General features: G+C 71.3%; 18 protein-coding genes and 1 pseudogene. 11 read left to right on the forward strand and 8 right to left on the reverse strand.

Features of this window, described 5'->3' with window-relative positions:
* Positions 1–34: 34 nt before the first annotated feature.
* From OHA72_RS27675 to OHA72_RS27705, 7 genes and pseudogenes are all read left to right on the forward strand, one after another.
* Positions 35–181, forward strand: coding sequence for a hypothetical protein (locus tag OHA72_RS27675; protein ID WP_327010719.1), 147 nt, complete (start codon positions 35–37; stop codon positions 179–181).
* Between the two features lie 64 nt (positions 182–245).
* Positions 246–494, forward strand: a complete 249-nt coding sequence (locus tag OHA72_RS27680; protein WP_327010720.1) for a hypothetical protein — start codon at positions 246–248, stop codon at positions 492–494.
* The gene (locus OHA72_RS27685; RefSeq protein WP_327010721.1) at positions 491–1,744 is read left to right on the forward strand and encodes a M28 family metallopeptidase; all 1,254 of its coding nucleotides are present in this window, start codon (positions 491–493) and stop codon (positions 1,742–1,744) included. The genes OHA72_RS27680 and OHA72_RS27685 overlap by 4 nt, the downstream gene beginning before the upstream one ends.
* Positions 1,745–1,753: 9 nt before the next feature.
* On the forward strand, positions 1,754–2,086 hold the full coding sequence (locus OHA72_RS27690; RefSeq protein WP_327010722.1) for an ArsR/SmtB family transcription factor: 333 nt from the start codon (positions 1,754–1,756) through the stop codon (positions 2,084–2,086).
* Positions 2,083–2,589, forward strand: a complete 507-nt coding sequence (locus OHA72_RS27695) for a GNAT family N-acetyltransferase (protein ID WP_327010723.1) — start codon at positions 2,083–2,085, stop codon at positions 2,587–2,589. Before OHA72_RS27690 ends, OHA72_RS27695 begins: the two co-directional genes overlap by 4 nt.
* 74 nt (positions 2,590–2,663) lie before the next feature.
* Positions 2,664–4,088 (forward strand): FAD-dependent oxidoreductase, encoded by a 1,425-nt coding sequence (locus OHA72_RS27700; protein ID WP_327010724.1) that lies wholly within the window; start codon positions 2,664–2,666, stop codon positions 4,086–4,088.
* Between the two features lie 154 nt (positions 4,089–4,242).
* Positions 4,243–5,402: pseudogene (locus tag OHA72_RS27705) on the forward strand (MFS transporter).
* Here OHA72_RS27705 and OHA72_RS27710 read toward each other — a convergent pair.
* The 3 genes from OHA72_RS27710 to OHA72_RS27720 are packed head-to-tail and all read right to left on the reverse strand — an operon-like array spanning position 5,342 to position 7,982.
* Positions 5,342–6,151 carry a hypothetical protein gene (locus tag OHA72_RS27710; protein WP_327010725.1) on the reverse strand — a complete coding sequence of 270 codons (810 nt, stop codon included), beginning with the start codon at positions 6,149–6,151 and terminating at the stop codon, positions 5,342–5,344. The pseudogene OHA72_RS27705 and the gene OHA72_RS27710 overlap by 61 nt on opposite strands.
* Positions 6,148–6,525: an NAD(P)/FAD-dependent oxidoreductase gene (locus tag OHA72_RS27715; RefSeq protein ID WP_327010726.1), complete on the reverse strand. Its 378-nt coding sequence runs from the start codon at positions 6,523–6,525 to the stop codon at positions 6,148–6,150. The genes OHA72_RS27710 and OHA72_RS27715 overlap by 4 nt, the downstream gene beginning before the upstream one ends.
* The gene (locus OHA72_RS27720; protein WP_327010727.1) at positions 6,516–7,982 is read right to left on the reverse strand and encodes an NB-ARC domain-containing protein; all 1,467 of its coding nucleotides are present in this window, start codon (positions 7,980–7,982) and stop codon (positions 6,516–6,518) included. Before OHA72_RS27720 ends, OHA72_RS27715 begins: the two co-directional genes overlap by 10 nt.
* Before the next feature lie 226 nt (positions 7,983–8,208).
* Between OHA72_RS27720 and OHA72_RS27725 the strand changes: the two genes are divergently transcribed.
* Positions 8,209–8,352: a hypothetical protein gene (locus OHA72_RS27725; protein ID WP_327010728.1), complete on the forward strand. Its 144-nt coding sequence runs from the start codon at positions 8,209–8,211 to the stop codon at positions 8,350–8,352.
* A 246-nt stretch (positions 8,353–8,598) separates the two neighbouring features.
* Here the strand turns inward: OHA72_RS27725 and OHA72_RS27730 are convergent, their stop codons facing one another.
* Genes OHA72_RS27730 through OHA72_RS27740 form a run of 3 tightly spaced genes read right to left on the reverse strand, consistent with a single transcriptional unit; the run spans position 8,599 to position 9,681 of the window.
* The gene (locus OHA72_RS27730) at positions 8,599–8,949 is read right to left on the reverse strand and encodes a site-specific integrase (protein WP_327010729.1); all 351 of its coding nucleotides are present in this window, start codon (positions 8,947–8,949) and stop codon (positions 8,599–8,601) included.
* The gene (locus OHA72_RS27735) at positions 8,946–9,167 is read right to left on the reverse strand and encodes a hypothetical protein (RefSeq protein WP_327010730.1); all 222 of its coding nucleotides are present in this window, start codon (positions 9,165–9,167) and stop codon (positions 8,946–8,948) included. Before OHA72_RS27735 ends, OHA72_RS27730 begins: the two co-directional genes overlap by 4 nt.
* Positions 9,157–9,681 carry an AbrB/MazE/SpoVT family DNA-binding domain-containing protein gene (locus OHA72_RS27740; RefSeq protein WP_327010731.1) on the reverse strand — a complete coding sequence of 175 codons (525 nt, stop codon included), beginning with the start codon at positions 9,679–9,681 and terminating at the stop codon, positions 9,157–9,159. Before OHA72_RS27740 ends, OHA72_RS27735 begins: the two co-directional genes overlap by 11 nt.
* Before the next feature lie 59 nt (positions 9,682–9,740).
* Between OHA72_RS27740 and OHA72_RS27745 the strand changes: the two genes are divergently transcribed.
* Positions 9,741–10,211: a plasmid transfer protein KilB gene (locus OHA72_RS27745; protein ID WP_327010732.1), complete on the forward strand. Its 471-nt coding sequence runs from the start codon at positions 9,741–9,743 to the stop codon at positions 10,209–10,211.
* Between the two features lie 28 nt (positions 10,212–10,239).
* Positions 10,240–13,551 (forward strand): hypothetical protein, encoded by a 3,312-nt coding sequence (locus OHA72_RS27750; protein ID WP_327010733.1) that lies wholly within the window; start codon positions 10,240–10,242, stop codon positions 13,549–13,551.
* Positions 13,552–13,570: 19 nt separating this feature from the next.
* On the opposite strand, the gene OHA72_RS27755 is transcribed toward OHA72_RS27750, so the two are convergent.
* Positions 13,571–13,765 (reverse strand): EAL domain-containing protein, encoded by a 195-nt coding sequence (locus OHA72_RS27755; protein ID WP_327010734.1) that lies wholly within the window; start codon positions 13,763–13,765, stop codon positions 13,571–13,573.
* Positions 13,766–14,550: 785 nt separating this feature from the next.
* Entirely contained in the window at positions 14,551–15,615 is a 1,065-nt protein-coding gene (locus OHA72_RS27760) for an integrase core domain-containing protein (RefSeq protein ID WP_327010735.1), read from the reverse strand.
* Here OHA72_RS27760 and OHA72_RS27765 point away from each other — a divergent pair.
* On the forward strand, positions 15,614–15,946 hold the full coding sequence (locus OHA72_RS27765; protein WP_327010736.1) for a hypothetical protein: 333 nt from the start codon (positions 15,614–15,616) through the stop codon (positions 15,944–15,946). The two genes, OHA72_RS27760 and OHA72_RS27765, sit on opposite strands and share 2 nt — an antisense overlap.

Consider the following 15,946-nt stretch of genomic DNA (forward strand, 5'->3'; position numbering starts at 1 on the left):
AAGACAGCCCGCACCGCACGATGAGGAGACCGTCATGTTCCGCTTCCCCCGCCGCTCGACCCCCCAGGCCGGCGTCCGGTTCTGCGACAGCTGCGCCGAGGTCAGCACCACCGCCGAGCGCGCCCAACGCCGCGTCGAGCGCACCCGCGCCGACCTCACCGCCCTGGCCGGCCCCCGCTAGTTCGGCGGCGCAACCGACCTGATCCACAGCCGTCCATCCACCGATCGTTGAAGGAGACATGACCATGACCGATACCCAGAACCAGGGCGGTTTCACCGGCGACCCGGCCGCGGCCCTCGACGTGGCCGGCACCAGCGGCTGCTGCGGCAACCCGCCCCAGGCGACCCTCACCCTGCCCGACCCCGGACAGTCCGCGGCGGCCGGTACGTCCCCGTGTTGCGGCACCACGGCCGAAGCGACCGAGGCGGGTGCCTGCTGCGGGACGTCCGCGAAGGCCGAGGCAGTCGCCTCCGGCGCGGGCTGCTGCGGATGAGCGCCGCCGGCCGGCCGACCGCTGCGGATGCGCTCGGCGGGCTGCTCGACGCGGTGTCCGGCGAGCGGATGGCCGCCACGGTCGCCGCCCTCGCCGGCGCGCCGTTCACCGGTCGCCGGGTCGGTTCGGCCGGCGGCGCCGCAGCCCGCGCCTGGCTCGCCCAGCACCTCGCCGACCTCGGCGCGACCGTGACCCTGGAACCGTTCGCGGTCCGGTTCGTCCCAGAGGTCTACACCACTCCGGACGTGCAGTGGTACGACGGCGGCACCGTGCGGCGCCTCGCCTTCGGCCGGGACGTCGCGGTCCACCTCGCCTCCGCCGACCAGCCCCTCATCCGCCGCGGCGACCTCGCGGTCGCCGGTTCGGGGGACCCGACCGGCCGGTGGCTGGTCGTGCCGCCCGGGATGACGCTGTTCGGCGCCTACGGCCACGCCAACGGCGCCATCGGGCTGCTGTTCGGCCGGGGCGTGGACGCCGACGGCTGGCATTACACGATGCTCGCCGGACCGAACCCCGGCCCGTTGCCGATCCTCACCCTCGACGCCGCGACCCACGCCGCGCTGCACGCCGTGGCAGAGAGTGGCGGCTGGCTGGCCGGGAACGCGCCGATCCGCCGGCTCGACGTCGCGGGCACCAACCTGCACGGCACGTGGCACGCCGGCACGGGTGTGGAGGTCTTGCTGACCGCGCACTACGACGGCGTCGGCGATCATCCGGGCCTGCGGCAGCCGGCGGCAGCGGACAACGGCAGCGGTGTCGCCGTCGTGCTCGAGGCGGCCCGGGTCCTCGCTCGGCACCTGCCGGACAACACGCGGCTGTCGGTCGCGTTGCTCGACGGCGAGGAGGCGGGTGCGCTCGGTTCCGCGCACCACGCGGCGCAGCTACGCACGACCGGCGCGACGCCCCTCGTGATCAACGTCGACGGCGCCGGCAACCTGCACCAGGCCGCCGCGGTCGAAGCCGGCGGGCCGGCGCACGCGCTCCTGGCCGCGCTGGACCAGGCCGGAAGGCACACCGGGCTGCCGCTCGTCGCCGGCCCGGTCGCCTCGGACAACCGCCGCTACGCGGCTGTCGGCTTTCCGGCGGTCGGGATCGGCGCCGGGATGGCCGGCTATCACAGCCCCGCTGACACCGCCGACCGCGTCGAAACCAGCACCCTGGCCGCCGTTGCGAGACTCGTCGTCGCGACCGGCTGGCTGGCGACCGCCGACCCGGCTACACTTCAATCGTTGATCGGCGATAAACGATGAAGTTGGTGCATGGTGAGCGAACTGCTCGATCGGGGAACGGCCGAGACGTACGCGTCCTGGTTCCGGGCCCTGGCCGACCCTTCCCGGGTGCAGATCGTGGAGTACCTCGCGCGGCAGGGCAAACCGATGAGCGTGGGGGACCTCGTCACCGCGGTCGGGCTCGCACAGTCCACGGTGTCGCAGCACTTGAAGATCCTGACCGAGGTCCGGTTCGTGCTCGTGGAGGCGGTCGGCACCGCCCGGCACTACCGGATCAACACCGACTGCATCGCGTGCTTCCCGTCCGCCGCCGACGTCGTGATGGGCAAACCCGCGCCCAGCCCGATCGGCGGCTGCGCATGACCGACATCGCGATCCGGGCGATGACCGCCGCCGACGCCCGGACGGTCCTGGCGATCTACCAGGCGGGCATGGACGCCGGCAACGCCAGCTTCGAGCACGCCGCTCCCACCTGGGAGGCGTTTGACGCCGGTAAGGTGCCCGCCCACCGGTATGTCGCGGTGGACCCCGACGGCGTCGTCCTGGGCTGGGTCGCCGTGTCCCAGGTGTCGGCGCGGCAGGTGTACGCCGGGGTGGTCGAACACTCCGTCTACGTCGACCCCTCCGCGCACGGCCGCGGTGTGGGCCGGGCGCTGCTCGACACGCTGATCGCCTCGACCGAGGCGGCCGGGATCTGGACCATCCAGTCCGGGATCTTCCCGGAGAACACCGCCAGCCGCGCCCTGCACCGCGCCGCCGGCTTCCGCGAACTCGGCGTCCGGGAACGCATCGGCCGCCACGCCAGCCAGGGCAACCGGTGGCGCGACGTCGTCTTCATCGAACGCCGCAGCCCGCACGTCGCCTGACCCCGTACCCGCATCGCCGCAGAACCGCAGTCCACCTTCGTATTTCGAAGACTGTCAAGACATAGGAGTGAGTCGTGAGCAACCTTCTGGAAGACCTGCCCGTCGTCGTCATCGGGGCCGGCCCGGTCGGCCTGGCCGCCGCCGCGCACCTGAACGAGCGTGGCCTGGCATTCGTTGTTCTCGAGGCCGGTGACCGTCCGGCCGCCGCGATCGGGCAGTGGGCGCACGTGCGGCTGTTCTCGCCGTGGCGGTACAACATCGACGCCGCGGCCCGGAGGCTCCTTGCCGACGCGGGCTGGGTCGAGCCCGACGCCGAGCGGCTGCCCACCGGCGGACAGCTGGTCGCGGACTACCTGCTGCCCTTGGCGGACCTGCCCGCGCTCAAGCCCAACGTGCGTTACGGCGCCAGGGCCGTGGCGGTGAGCCGGGTCGGCCTGGACCGGTTGCGGACCGCTGGCCGCGAGTCCACGCCGTTCCTGGTCCGGCTCGCCGACGGCACCGACCTCCTCGCGCGGGCCGTGATCGACGCGTCGGGCACCTGGTCCACCCCGAACGTCCTCGGCGCGTCCGGCATCGCCGCGCACGGTGAGGCCGACGCCGCCGCGTTCATCGAGCACGCCCTGCCTGACGTGCTGGGCGTGGACCGGGACCGGTTCGCCGGCAATCGAACCCTGGTCGTCGGCGCCGGGCACTCCGCCGCGAACACCCTGCTCGTCCTAGCCGAGCTGGCCGAACAGGTCCCCGGCACGAAGGTCACGTGGGCGATCCGGGCCGCGACGCCCGCCCGCACCTATGGCGGCGAGACCGCCGACGCCCTGCCGGCCCGTGGCGCGATCGGCACCCGGCTCCGCGAGCACGTCGAGGCCGGCCGGATCGACCTCATCAGCGGGTTCTCCGCCGAGACACTCACCGTGCTGGCCGACGGCGGGGTGGAGGTGTCCAACGGTGTCCGGGCCGTCGTAGTGGACCGAATCGTGTCCGCGACCGGGTTCCGCCCCGACCACGGCTTCGTCTCCGAACTGCGCCTCGACCTCGACCCGATCCTGGGCTCAACCCGGGCCCTGGCACCGCTCATCGACCCGAACGAGCACTCCTGCGGCACCGTCCCGCCGCACGGCGCCGACGAGCTCACCCACCCCGAACCCGGTTTCTACGCCATCGGCGTGAAGAGCTACGGCCGCGCCCCGACATTCCTCCTGGCCACCGGCTACGAGCAGGCCCGCTCCGTCGTCGCCGCCCTCGCAGGGGACTGGGACGCCGCCCGCGACGTCCAGCTCAACCTGCCGGAGACCGGGGTGTGCAACAGCAACCCGGTCGTCGGCGAGGACACCGTCGACGCGGCCGGTGGTGGCTGCTGCGGCGCGCCCGCCGTCGAGGCTGTGCCGGCCAGTCGCGGCCTGGCCACGGGCATCGCCGGTGGGCTGCTGTCCACCCCGCTGACCCTGGTCAGCGCCTCGACGCCGACGACCGGTGAAGCGTCCGGCAGCTGCTGCGGCTGACTTCGTGAACGCTGCTGTCACGGTGGCCGCCGACTCCGATGTCGGCGGCCACCGGCCCGTCTTTCACGGCTGGCGGATCGTCGCGGCGCTCGCGGTCACGCAGACCGTCGGCTACGGCACCTTGTATTACGCCTTCGCCGTGCTCCTGCAACCCATGGCCACGACCCTGCACACCTCGACCACCACCGTCACCGGTGCCCTGACCGCGTCGATCCTCGCCGGGGCGGTCATGGCCGTCCCGGTCGGAAGGTGGCTGGACCGCCACGGCGGCCGGGCCCCGATGACCGTCGGCTCGATCGCCGCGACCGGCCTGCTCGTGGCCTGGTCACAGGTGTCCAACGTGCTGCAGCTGTACGGCGTGCTCATCGGCGTCGGGCTCACGTCGGCGATGGTGCAGTACGAACCAGCGTTCGCCGTCGTGGTCTCCTGGTTCGACCCGCAACGGCGGGCGAAGGCACTGCTGGCGATCACCATCGTCGCCGGCTTCGCCAGCGCCATCTTCCTGCCCCTGACCGGAGCCCTGGTTCAACGCTACGGCTGGCAACACACCCTGCTCATCCTCGCGGCCCTGCACGGAATCATCACCATCCCGCTGCACGGCCTTGTCCTGCGCAGCCCGCCGCACACCACCACCGCCACGCGGGGGGCCGGCACCCGGCGGCACGGCAGGCGATGGTTGCCGCCGTCCTGCGCGACGGCCGGTTCTGGGCCCTCGCGGTCGCGTTCGTCGCGCACGGCGCGGCGATGACCACGATGACCGTCCACCTCGTCGGATTCCTCACCGGCAAAGGACACCCGGTCACGTTCGCGGCCACGATCGCCGGCCTGCTCGGCGTGCTCTCCGTGACCGGACGTCTCGTCCTCACCGGCGCGCAACGCCGGATCCGGATCACCACCGTCGTCGCGGCGATCTACTCCGTTCAGGCCGCTGCCGCGCTGTCGCTGCTGGTGATCGGTGGCAGCCGGGTCGGCGCGGTCTGCGGCGTCATCGCGTTCGGGCTCGGGTTCGGCATCTCCAGCCTGGCGTCGCCGGCGCTGCTCGCCGACCGGTACGGCACCGTCGCCTACGCCACAATCGCCGGGATCCTCGCCGTCCCCATCACGCTGTCCCGGGCAGGGGCACCACTGGGCGCCGCGGCGCTGCACACCGCCGGCGGTTACGTCCCCGTCCTTTCCGCTGTCGGCGTCGCCTGCCTGATCGCCGCAACCGGCATCGTCACGAAGGCCTCGACACCGTCACCCGCGCCCGTTGCTCATGCCGATGGCGGGGCAGGCCTCGCCAACAGCACCGCCACCGGCACCGACAAGCCGTAAGCCAGCAAAGCCAGCACCACCACCGTCGAGGCGGTGGAGGCGACAAACAGCGCCAGTGAGAGGTTCCGTACCGCGGTCGTCATCGCGACCGCCCGTCGCGTCGGTCCCGGCCCGAGCCACGGCACCTGACTCGACGCCAGGCAGCCTGCCACCACCACTGCGATGACACCGACGGCGGCCCACCCCGCCTCGGGCAGGCGTCCGGCGCCGGTCACGACGAAGTACGCCACCAACCCGACCAGCAGTAGGTCCGCGCAGCGTCGCGCGATCCCGTGCACCCGCCGTGCGGCGCCCGGGCGCCGGCGTAACAGCAGCATGCCCGCACCGAGCGGCACGAGCTGGCCCAGCAGCCCGCCCGCGACGAGCGCCAGCCCACCGGCGTCAGCGGGGATGACGTCGTGCCCGGCGGCCGCCCACACCGGGACGCTGACCAGCCCCAGCGGGGCGTGGATGCCCTTCAGGGCCGCGCTGACCGCGAGGTCACCCCGGGCGTACAGGGTCAGCAGCGCACCGGTGCCGCCGCCGGGCGCTGCCGCAGCCAGTACGACACCGAGCATCGCGTCCTGGCCGAGCCCGGCCAGCCGACCCAGCATCACGGTGAGTGCCGGCACCAGGACGACGTTCACCGCGACCGAGACGAGCAGCACGCTCCGGCTGCGGCCCAGCGCGCGGAAATCGGCGACCGTCAACGCCGTACCGACCGCGAGCATCGAGGCAACGAGCAGCAACGCGACCGCGACGGTGCTCACCGGGCGACGTGGGCGCGCCGCGACGGTTGCCGCTGCAGCGCCTCGAGGACGTGCGCGGCGTCGCGGCCGACGCCACGCAACGTCGCCGACGCGAAGCTGCGCTGCCGCTCCAGACCGACGTAACCCAACCCAGGCACCGTGCGCGACACCCCGCCGTCGTGCAGCGGCGCGCCCGTGCCGTCCAGCGCGCCGGTGCCGTCCAGGTACCGCAGATCCGGGCGGTATCCGGTCGCCAGGACCACCGTGTCGACCCGCTCCCGCGTACCGTCGGCCCACACCACGCAGTTGCCGTCGAGCCGGCTGAACAACGGGCGGTGATCCGGCCGTCCCGCGCGGACCGCCGCCCGGTACCGGCCGTCGCCGATCACAGGCACCGTGCCCTTCGCGAGCAGCGGAGGCTGCGTGCAGCTCGATGCAGCACTGCGTGGGTATCAGGCGACAGCAGCGCGTCGCCGCCATGTCGGTAGACAGCGGCGCTGTTGTCACGGAGCCTCTGGCCGAGATTGGAATCATGCTCCACGAACGGCCAGACTTCAACGAGTGCATCGGCTGCGGCCCAGGCCAAGTCGACGAGCCGGTCCTTTGTCAGCTCGTCGCGAGTGACGCGTTGGACCAGGCCATGGATGCCAACCGTCTCGTCGGCGAAGGTGATCAGGTTGAGTCGATGCAGACGCCGCAGTCCAGATGTGATCGTCTCGACCGTCAAGTCGGCAGCATCGATGTCATCGGGCGCGCCTCGGGCGTAGGTCAGCCAGTTGCGAGCCGCGGTCGTAGTGAACACCGACGATGGTACACCGGCTGGGTGCAACACGCTCGCCAGGTCGAGCAGTGGACTGGCCAGGCCGACGGGTCGGGCACGATTAGCGGCCCGGACGGACAAGGCCACCGTTTCGGCGATGGTCTTGGTGTAGTCATCAGGCAGCTCATCGGTGGACGGCGCGAGATCGTCGAGACGGCGGCCGCTCTCGGCGAGGCGCCGCTGGTACTCCGAGCAGGGAACGTCTTCGTCGATCATGTAGGCGGTGGCGTGGGCCAGAGCCAGGGGCAGGTGATACAGGGCCGCGGCGAGACCCTCGATGTCGTCGGCCAAACGAGAGTGGTCGGTGAGCCGGTCCTGCAGGTATGCAACGGCCTCGGCAGGGGCAAACACCCCGACCGGGATCAGGTGACGACCCGGCCCGGCCAGGGCGTGTCCCCGCAGTCGTGTGGTAACCACTGTCCGCCCGACAGGGCGGGCTGGGGGCCACAGCTCTTTCAGGTCGGCGGCGGTGCCCACGTCGTCCAGGACGACCAGCCAACGTTGCTCAGTTGTGGCCAGCCAGGCGTGGAACCGTGCCGCATCACGGCCGGTATCGCTGCCATCGGCGCCGGTCAAGGCAAGATCGACCGCTGCCTGGGCGTAGCCGGCGGTGATCGCCTCGCGAGACGTGGCCGTGATCCACACCAGCAGATCCAGTTGTCCGGTGTCATACAGGCGATGAGCGAGGTCGACGGCAAGTTGGGTCTTGCCAACCCCGCCCATGCCCGACAACAGTCGGGTTGAAGCCACCGGACTCGCTGGGTCGGACCCGGCCAGGACGGCGGTGCCGCCATCGTCGGTGGCATCGGCAAGGTCGGCGACCAGGGTACGGGTCTGGAAGCAGTCCGCCAGCCCAGGCAAGATTCCAACACGTCGGGGCCACGATTCCGACGGCACCTTCCGGTGCGTGTCGTAGTGATTGATCTGGGTGTTGTGGTCACCGATCTGTACACCCTGCGACAACCGAGCATCCACGTCGGTTTTCTCGGTATACGGCAGCCCTTCAGGATCAGATGGCGTTGTCGTGGTCACCGAACTGCACATCCCCTGCCTACCAGAGCCGTCTCGTCCATCAATTCGGTCACGAAGGCCACCATCTTCGATGGCCAAACTTTGATGGTGTCACGACTCGCCAATGGATCGTCACCGGTGGACGTTCAGCAACTCAGTACTGACGGACCGCCCCGGCCGGCGGATATTGAGCGGTTGTTCGACGGAGCCAAGCCGACGAGCGGGCGTATCAGCCGCGGTACACGCGGTGCTCGGCAAGGAGAGCGCGAGCGAGAACCCGGTCATCGCGACCGCGGCGACGAGGCTCATCGAATTCGTCGAGGACATCAGACTCGCCGCGCACAGCCTGCCGCCGAACGGGAGGACGAGCCAGGTCTCGCCGAGGCGCTGAAGATCTCGATCGAGGACCTGGCGAAGTACCTGGACGCCGAGAGCGGAACCGAACCGTCGCCCGGAGCACCCGCCGGCATACGGCCGACGTTCCCGTGCGGTGGCGACGACCTGGAGATGGTGCACTCCTTCCGCCAGACGGACCGCCGGGTAGGGCGACGGCGGGTTCGAGGGTGATCGGTTGCCAGCGGATGGTGCCGCCCTTTCTCTCGCAGCAGGAGCAGTCCCCGTGTTGCGTTAAGGTCCTTCAGGCGTAGCCAAGGGCGCCGCCGCGTCGGCAGGCGGTCTCCGTGTGCAGGCGGAGCAGGAGCGCGTGGAGGACGGTGTCGTTGCCGCTGGTGCGGGCGACCAGATTTATCTCGGTGATTTCGTTTGGTGTCAGCGCTCGCCGGGTGCTGGGCAGTCGCCGGGGCTCGCCGACCCGGTGCGCGGAGCTGTCCGCAGCTTGGATGAGTCCGTCGGCGATGGCGTGGTTGTAGAAGGCGCGGGCGGCGGCGACGAACATTTCGCCGGCGTGGCGGCCCGTCGCGGCTGTTGCGTCGGGTGCGGGCGTGGCGACGATGCGTCGCTGGAGCACCTGGATGTCGCTGGCGGTCACCGTGTCGAGGGGGAGGTCGCCCAGGCCGTGGTCATCCGCTGCCAGTAGCTGCGGTAGGCGCGCAGCGCGCCCGAGCCGGCTGCGGCGAGCACTTGCGGCAGATAGTCGGTGAACGTGGGCAGCGTCGGTCGGGCGTCGCGCTGCAGGTCGGCAAGGGTGACGCCGAGCTCGGCCAGGGCCGTCCAGGCGGCGTCGAGCCGTTCACGGTCAGGCGTCATCGGCTGTGGCGAACTGCTCGGCGAGCAGCTGTGCGACGGTTCGGGCCGGGTGGATGAGCAGCAGGTCACGGCCGGGGTCGGCGAGCAGGACGACCACGTCGCCGGCGGTCAGGTGACACAGTTGCCGGACCGCTCCGGGGATGGCAAGGAGACCGGTGGCGCCGATATTGTGCCGGCCCGCCGCGGCAGAGGTGACCGTGATGACGCCGTGTGCGATGTCGAACGTGACGCGGTGCCCCGGTGGCCAGCCCAGCAGGTGCAGTAGCAGGCGGGCTGAGATCCGGCCGGACGGGTCGAGCCAGCCGAGGTCAAGGTATGGCTCAACCTGGTCAGGTCCGGCGGGTTTTGCGGGCAGGCGGGGCAGCGGTGGTCGTGGCGGGCGGGCGCGGGGGAGTGGCGCGGGGATGAGTGCCGCGATCATCTGCTCGGCCGGGGCCGGACTGCTGCGCCGCACGCGGGTCATCGTCGCCGCTTGGGCGCAGCGGTGCGGGTCGCCACCGACCCGAACCGGCATCAGGAATCCCCGCTCCTCCTGAGCCGCTGCCGGCGCCGGCGGTCCGGTACCGTGGATCGATGATCCCCGTGCTCGTCGGCGTCGCAGGGGCGTTGGCCGGCACGGTCATCGGTGCCCTGCTCACGCAGCTGCTGCAGCGCCGCAACACCGCCTCGGCGAAGGTGCACGACGCCCGCCTGGATGCATACCGCACGTTCGCCGCGGTGACGATGAACTACCGCAGCGCTCTCATGGGCCGGTGGCTGCTGGAGCACGGGGGCCGCGCGGGCGCCGAGGCCGAGCACGTGTACACGCTGCGCAGCGCGGTCTGGGCAGCCTACTTCCAGGTGGTGCTGGTCGCGGGCGACCGGGAGATCGCGGACCGCGCGGAGCGGGCGCGGGAGGCCACGCACGCTATCAAGCGGGCGGCGAGCCGCGACGAGCTGGAGGCCAGCGACGTGGCCAGCCGGGAGGCGGTGGGGCGCTTCGCCGACCTCGCCCGGCACGAGGTGTCAGCCGTTCGGGGCGGACGCGGCAACAGCCGTCCTTGATCGACAACCGTAGGTCTATCGTGGCCGGATGCGGCAACGGCACCAAGCGCATCGGTTGAGCGAGGTCTCGCAGCGGTACGCCGACCTGGGCCTCGCCTTGCCACCGGACCTCGCCGCCCGCCTGGGCCGCCTGGTGGTGCCGTATGCGCTCGACGATCTCGACCGGCACGGCAGCGCCGAAGGCCTCGTCGGCGCCTGGCTGGCCACCAGGACCAACCGCCGGTTCGAATCCGACGACGCGGCCTGGCTGGTCCTGCTGCGCATGTTCTACGAACGGTCCAACGAGTATGTCACCGGGCTCAAGGAAGTCCTGAAGACCCACCGGATGACCCTGACCAAGACCCGCGTCGAGATCAGATTGCAGCTCGCCAGCAGGTGTTTCTTCCTGGGGCGCGCGCTCGACCACCGCGACAAGGGATCGACCGTCGGCATGCTCCTGCTCGACGAGTGCGTGCAGGTGTCCCGGGAGGTGCTCCGGTTCGAGGACGCGCTACACCGGCCGGGCGGCGGGGGACCGGACCGCCGCAGCACCCTGCGGGGGCAGCTGGCCAACGCGCTGACCATCTTGGCGCGCACCGCCACGGACGCCGCGGCGCTGCTGATGCTCGAAGAGGCGGAGGAGCACGCTGCGGCCGCGGAACGGTTCGGCGACCGCACCGAGGAGCATTTCGCGTACCGGATCGAGGTCGGCCTGCGGCTGTTCACCATCACGGGGGACGGCACGCACCTGGAACGGGCCCGGGACCTGGTTGCAATGGTCGGAAACCCGAGCTCCAAACGGCTGCGGGCAACCGCCGCGGACGTCGTTGCGCAGCTCGGGTTCATGGCTGACGGTGCAGCCGGCGCCGTTGCCGACCGGGCCGCCGCGATCGGCTGGCTCACCGACGCCGAACGCCGCTACACCGAGGCCCTGGCCATGCCCGGCCAGGAGAGCAGCGGCATCGCCGACGGCTACCTGCTCGCCAAGCGGGCACAGGTCCGCAACCACCGCTACCGCCTCGGCGACGAGCACGGCCGGCGCAGCTCCCGACTGCTGGACGAGGCGCTCGCCGACTGGCTGGACGAGCGCGCTGAACCGCACCGGCACGATCCGGCCGTCGTCGGCGCGCTGCTGGACCGCTCGCGGGTGCGCGCCCGGCGCAACGACAGCGCGGGCGCTCGCGCGGACCTCGACCTGGCCCGGCAGCTGCAGACCGCGCAGGCGTCCGCCGAGTCCGGCGCGAAGCTGCGGGTGACCGAGCTCGAGGACCTGGTCGAGGCGGCGTCGGCCGGAAACGATTTCGAGGCGCTGTACACCACCGCCACCGACATCACCCAGCTGCCGGCGGACGATCCGATCCCCACCGCCGCCCTCATGCGTGCCTGCAAGATCCTTGCGGGGAAACTGCCGGAGGAGTCCTGGCGTCCGCTGCTGTCCGTCGCTCTGGACCGCATCGAGGTGGATCTGGCGCATCCGTCGCTGACCCCGCCGGCCGTCCGGCACGTCGCCGGGCACGCCGCCCTCCTGGCGTGGCTGCTCGGGCGGGGTCCCTACGACCCGGACCTGCTCGGGCGGGGTCCTGCCGACCCGGACCTGCTCGGCCGGGCGGTGCAGCTGTACCGCACGTCGTTCGCCGCGCACGACGCCGACCCGCCCAGCGTCGACGCCCTGGTCAACGCCGGCACCTGCGCGCTGCAACTGGGCAAGCTGGCCCAGGCCGGTGACGAGGCGGACGCGGAGGAGGCCGCCAGCCTATTCGGTGAGGGCGTGGCTTGGCTGTCGACCGGCCTGCAGCGGGCCCAGGCGGGCACCGCCGTCCGCCTGGACTTCGACCCTGTCATGACGCACAGCCGGCTGGGCGAGCTGGCGCTGCGGCTGTACCCCTTCACCTGGGACGCCAATCACCTCGACACCGCAGTCACCCACCTGACCACGGCCCGCGACCTCGGCCACGGCGCCTGGCAACTGACCGGCCTGCTCGGTGACGCCCACTACCGCCGCGGCGTCGCCCAGAACGACGCCGACGACCTGCGCCTGGCGATCACGCTCAAGGACGCGGTCTTCGACGCCGGCACCGGCACCGGACACCGTGAGAACCGCAGCCTCACCGCCGCCGCTGCGCTGCGCCTGTCCCGGCTCACGGCCGACGACCGGCTCGTCGTCGCCGCCGCGCAGCGGGCGCTGCAGGCCGCGCGGTGCGATCCCGCCTGGCCCTGGCCGGTCCTGCAGCTCGGCGACATCGCCGGGGACCCCACCGTGCTGGACCACCCGGAGCTGGCCGACGCCGAGCCCACGGACCTCGCCACCCTCGTCACCGCCGGCCGGCGGACCGAGCTGCTGCGCCGCGCCGCCGAGCTGGCCGTGCACAACCGCGAGTTCACCAGCTCGATCCTGGGCGGACAGCCACGCCCCGGCGAACACGGCGTGCGGTTCATGAACGACCGCCATCGGCTCGTCGAGCAGGCCCTCGTGCTCAAGCGACTGGGCCGGGCCGACGCCCATCGGGAACACGGCGACACTGTCCGGTTCCGCGACTGGCTGACCGCAACTGGCGCACCGGCCACCTGGACGTTGCCGGAGCCGCTCGCCGTCGTCGATCTCGTCGAGGGCGACAGTGTGTACGTGATGCGCCGCGCTCAGGCCCGGCTGCTCGGTGCATCGGTCGTGGACTGGCGCACCGGCCCCGGACCCGACCCGCGCCCCCGGTTCCGCGAAGCGCTGCGGTACCTCGCCGCGTTCCAAGCCTGGCGAGCGCAGTCGGACGACCGGTTCCCCCGGGTCTGCGGGCCGCAGGAGCAGGACGCGTTGCGCACCCAGCTGGCGAAGGTGGCCCGCAACCTCGGCGCGGCCGGAGACCTGCGGCGGCTGCTGGCCGCGGCCTGCGAGCCCTTCGCCGCAGCAGGCACCCCGGCGGTGGCGAAGAAGGATCCGCACCCCGGCAACTGGTTGTGGACCCGCGACGGCCGGCTGGTGCTCATCGACATCGAAGCCACCGTCGCGTTGCCGCTGCTGCGCGAGGCCGCCACCGTCATCGACGACCTGCCGCTGCTGGACGCCGACGAACTGGGCTGGCACCAGCGCGCGGAGCTGTGCAACGACTACCTCGACGCCCTCGAAGGGTCCGGCGTCCGCGCCGGGGACCGCGCCGACCTCATGGCCCGATACGAGGCCATGGTCACCCTGCACACCGCCAAGGGACTCGGGCGGCTGCGCCAGGACAACCCGGGCATATCGTCGTTCTCGCTGGCCACCGCGAAGCTGGAGCGCGACCACTACCGGGCGCTGCTGGACCACCTCGCCCGCGCCGCCACCCGGCGGGAGACCCGCGACCTGGCTACGCACCTGCTGGTCCAGCACTGAGCCAGCCGGCCGCCCGGGTTCAGGCGACGGCGGTCAGATCCCGGCTGCGGATCCATCCTGCCACGTCCGCGGCGGGCATCGGCCGGGCATGGTGGTATCCCTGCGCGATGTCACACCCCAGCGCTTGCAGCGCGGCGACATGCGCGGAGCCTTCCACGCCCTCGGCGAGGACGGTCGTCCCGAGGTTGTGGCCGAGCTCGATCGCCCCGCGCACCAGCGCGGCGTCGTCGCGGTCCGCTCGACCTCGACCCCGACCACCGAGCCGTCCGGGTCGACGGCGCCGATGCGCTGCTTGACCTCGACCGTGACCTGCTCGGCGGTGAACAGCTCCGGGTGCATTGGCGCGAACTGGGCACCGATGTGCAGCAGGAACGACCGGGCATCCGTGCCGGCCGCCGGAGACCGCTGGTCGCTGCGGATGAAGTACCGCAGCCAGCCAGGATTGTCGGCGGACGCGAAGGGTGCTGACCACGCCGTCGACGGCGATGTTCTTGGCTTGCGAGCTGAGTTCGGTAGGCAGGCTTTCCTTGCTGTACCGGGCTGCGCCGATCCTTCTGCGGTCTCCGGTCGTCCATGGGTCGAGTGGGTACCAGCCGGATCAGGTAGATGCCGGGCGAGTTGCGAGCCGCAGGCAGGTACTGGTTGGCTAGCTGCGTCTGCTGCGCGGTAGGCTCGTCCCGATTCCATGAGCCCTTGATCTCGATGACCAGGTTGGAGTCGCCTACTCCTCCAGCGGACCGCATCGTCGGGGTGCTGTGGATCCTCGGCAGTCATGGACCAGATCGACAGCATGCAGGCCCTTGATGGGATGCAAGCGGTGCGATGTGATGGCTTCTCCAGCAGGCATGTGACGTGCCAACCTCTTGGGCACGCCTTGGCGGGAATACGTCTTGGGCTGAATGACGTCTGGGTGGCCGAGTCCGGCTGATCGGTGCAGATGGATAGCCGTCACTTCGATGCAGCGGCGGGTGCCTGTGGGGCTCGTAAATCGGGCTTCGGCTATGCGGCCTGGGTGTATTCGTTGATCAGCCCGCCGAGGATCGGGCGTCGTTGAACGCGGGCGGCGGTGAGGTCGACGACCTGTGGTGGTGGGTTCGGTGGTTGCTGGCTGAGCGATCTGTGTGGGCGATGGCAGTTGTAGTGGGCGGTGTACTCGGTCAGGACGCTTGTCAGGTGTCGTTGGCCCGCGATGAGGATCCGGTCGGTGCACTCGCGTCGTACGGTGCCGACCCAGTGTTCCGCGTAGGCGTTCGCCCTTGGTGCCTGTGGTGGTGTGCGGAGTACGTCGATGCCGGCGGCGGTGAAGACCGTGTCGAATGCCGCGGTGAACTTCGTGTCTCGGTCTCGCAGCAGGAAGTGCAGCCGGTCGGTGTGCTGGCCGAGGTTCATGAGCAGGTTCCGGGCCTGCCGGGTGACCCAGGCGCTGGTCTGGTGTGCGGTGACGCCGGCGATGTGGACCTGGCGGGTGGCGAGTTCGATGAAGAACAGTACGTAGATCTGTTTGAGGAGCACGGTGTCGACGGTGAAGAAGTCGCAGGCCAGGATCGTGTGGGCCTGCGCGGTCAGGAACTGCTGCCAGGTCGGTCCGCTCCGCCGGGGTGCCGGGTCGACGCCGGCCTGGTGCAGGAGCTTCCAGACGGTACTGGCCGCGGTCCGGTAGCCCAGACGAGCCAGTTCACCTTGCACGCGGCGGTGGCCCCAGGTCGGGTTGTCCGCGGCCAGACGCAGCACGAGGTCGCGGAGTTCCGGGTCGACGGGTGGGCGGCCGGGCCGCGTATGCGGACAGGTCCAGTGTCGGGCGATCAGTTGCCGGTGCCAGCGCAGCAGCGTAGCTGGGGTGACGAAGAACGCCGACCATTGTGGTCGGGGCAGCAGCCGCGACAGCGCCGCCAGCACGACCCTGTCCGCGGGCTGCAGGTCGGGTCGGTGCACCTGCCGGCGAAGCACCGCCACCTGATGGCGTAAGACCAGGAGCTCGACGTCTTTCGCGCCGCCATCGCGGGCGAGCTGGGTCAGCATCTGCAGGATCTGGCGCAGGAGTAGGTACACCGGCGAAGCGGTCATGGCCTCGATTGTCACCGCTACCGACGGGCGAACTCCACGCAAAACCGCACGTCACAGCCGCGAACCCAATTTACGAGCCCGACAGGCAACGGCCAAGGCGCTGCTCATCGACGTCGAGGCCCTCGACGCCGCGCGGCAAGCCGGTGATGTGCTGGGCGCCAACGGGGTGCTGATGGACGCATACAACACCGACGTCCGTCCGTTGCTGGCCGAACTGCGCGCCGAACTGGGCCTGGACCCTGACCCGATGGCGGCGTACGCGTGCAGCGGGTACGCCGAGCGCATCGTCGCCGAGCGCGTCGGGGGGCGACAGGCGGGTTGGGGGGCATGA

The sequence above is a fragment of the Dactylosporangium sp. NBC_01737 genome, assembly GCF_035963215.1.
In the GTDB taxonomy this organism is placed as follows: Bacteria; Actinomycetota; Actinomycetes; order Mycobacteriales; family Micromonosporaceae; genus Dactylosporangium.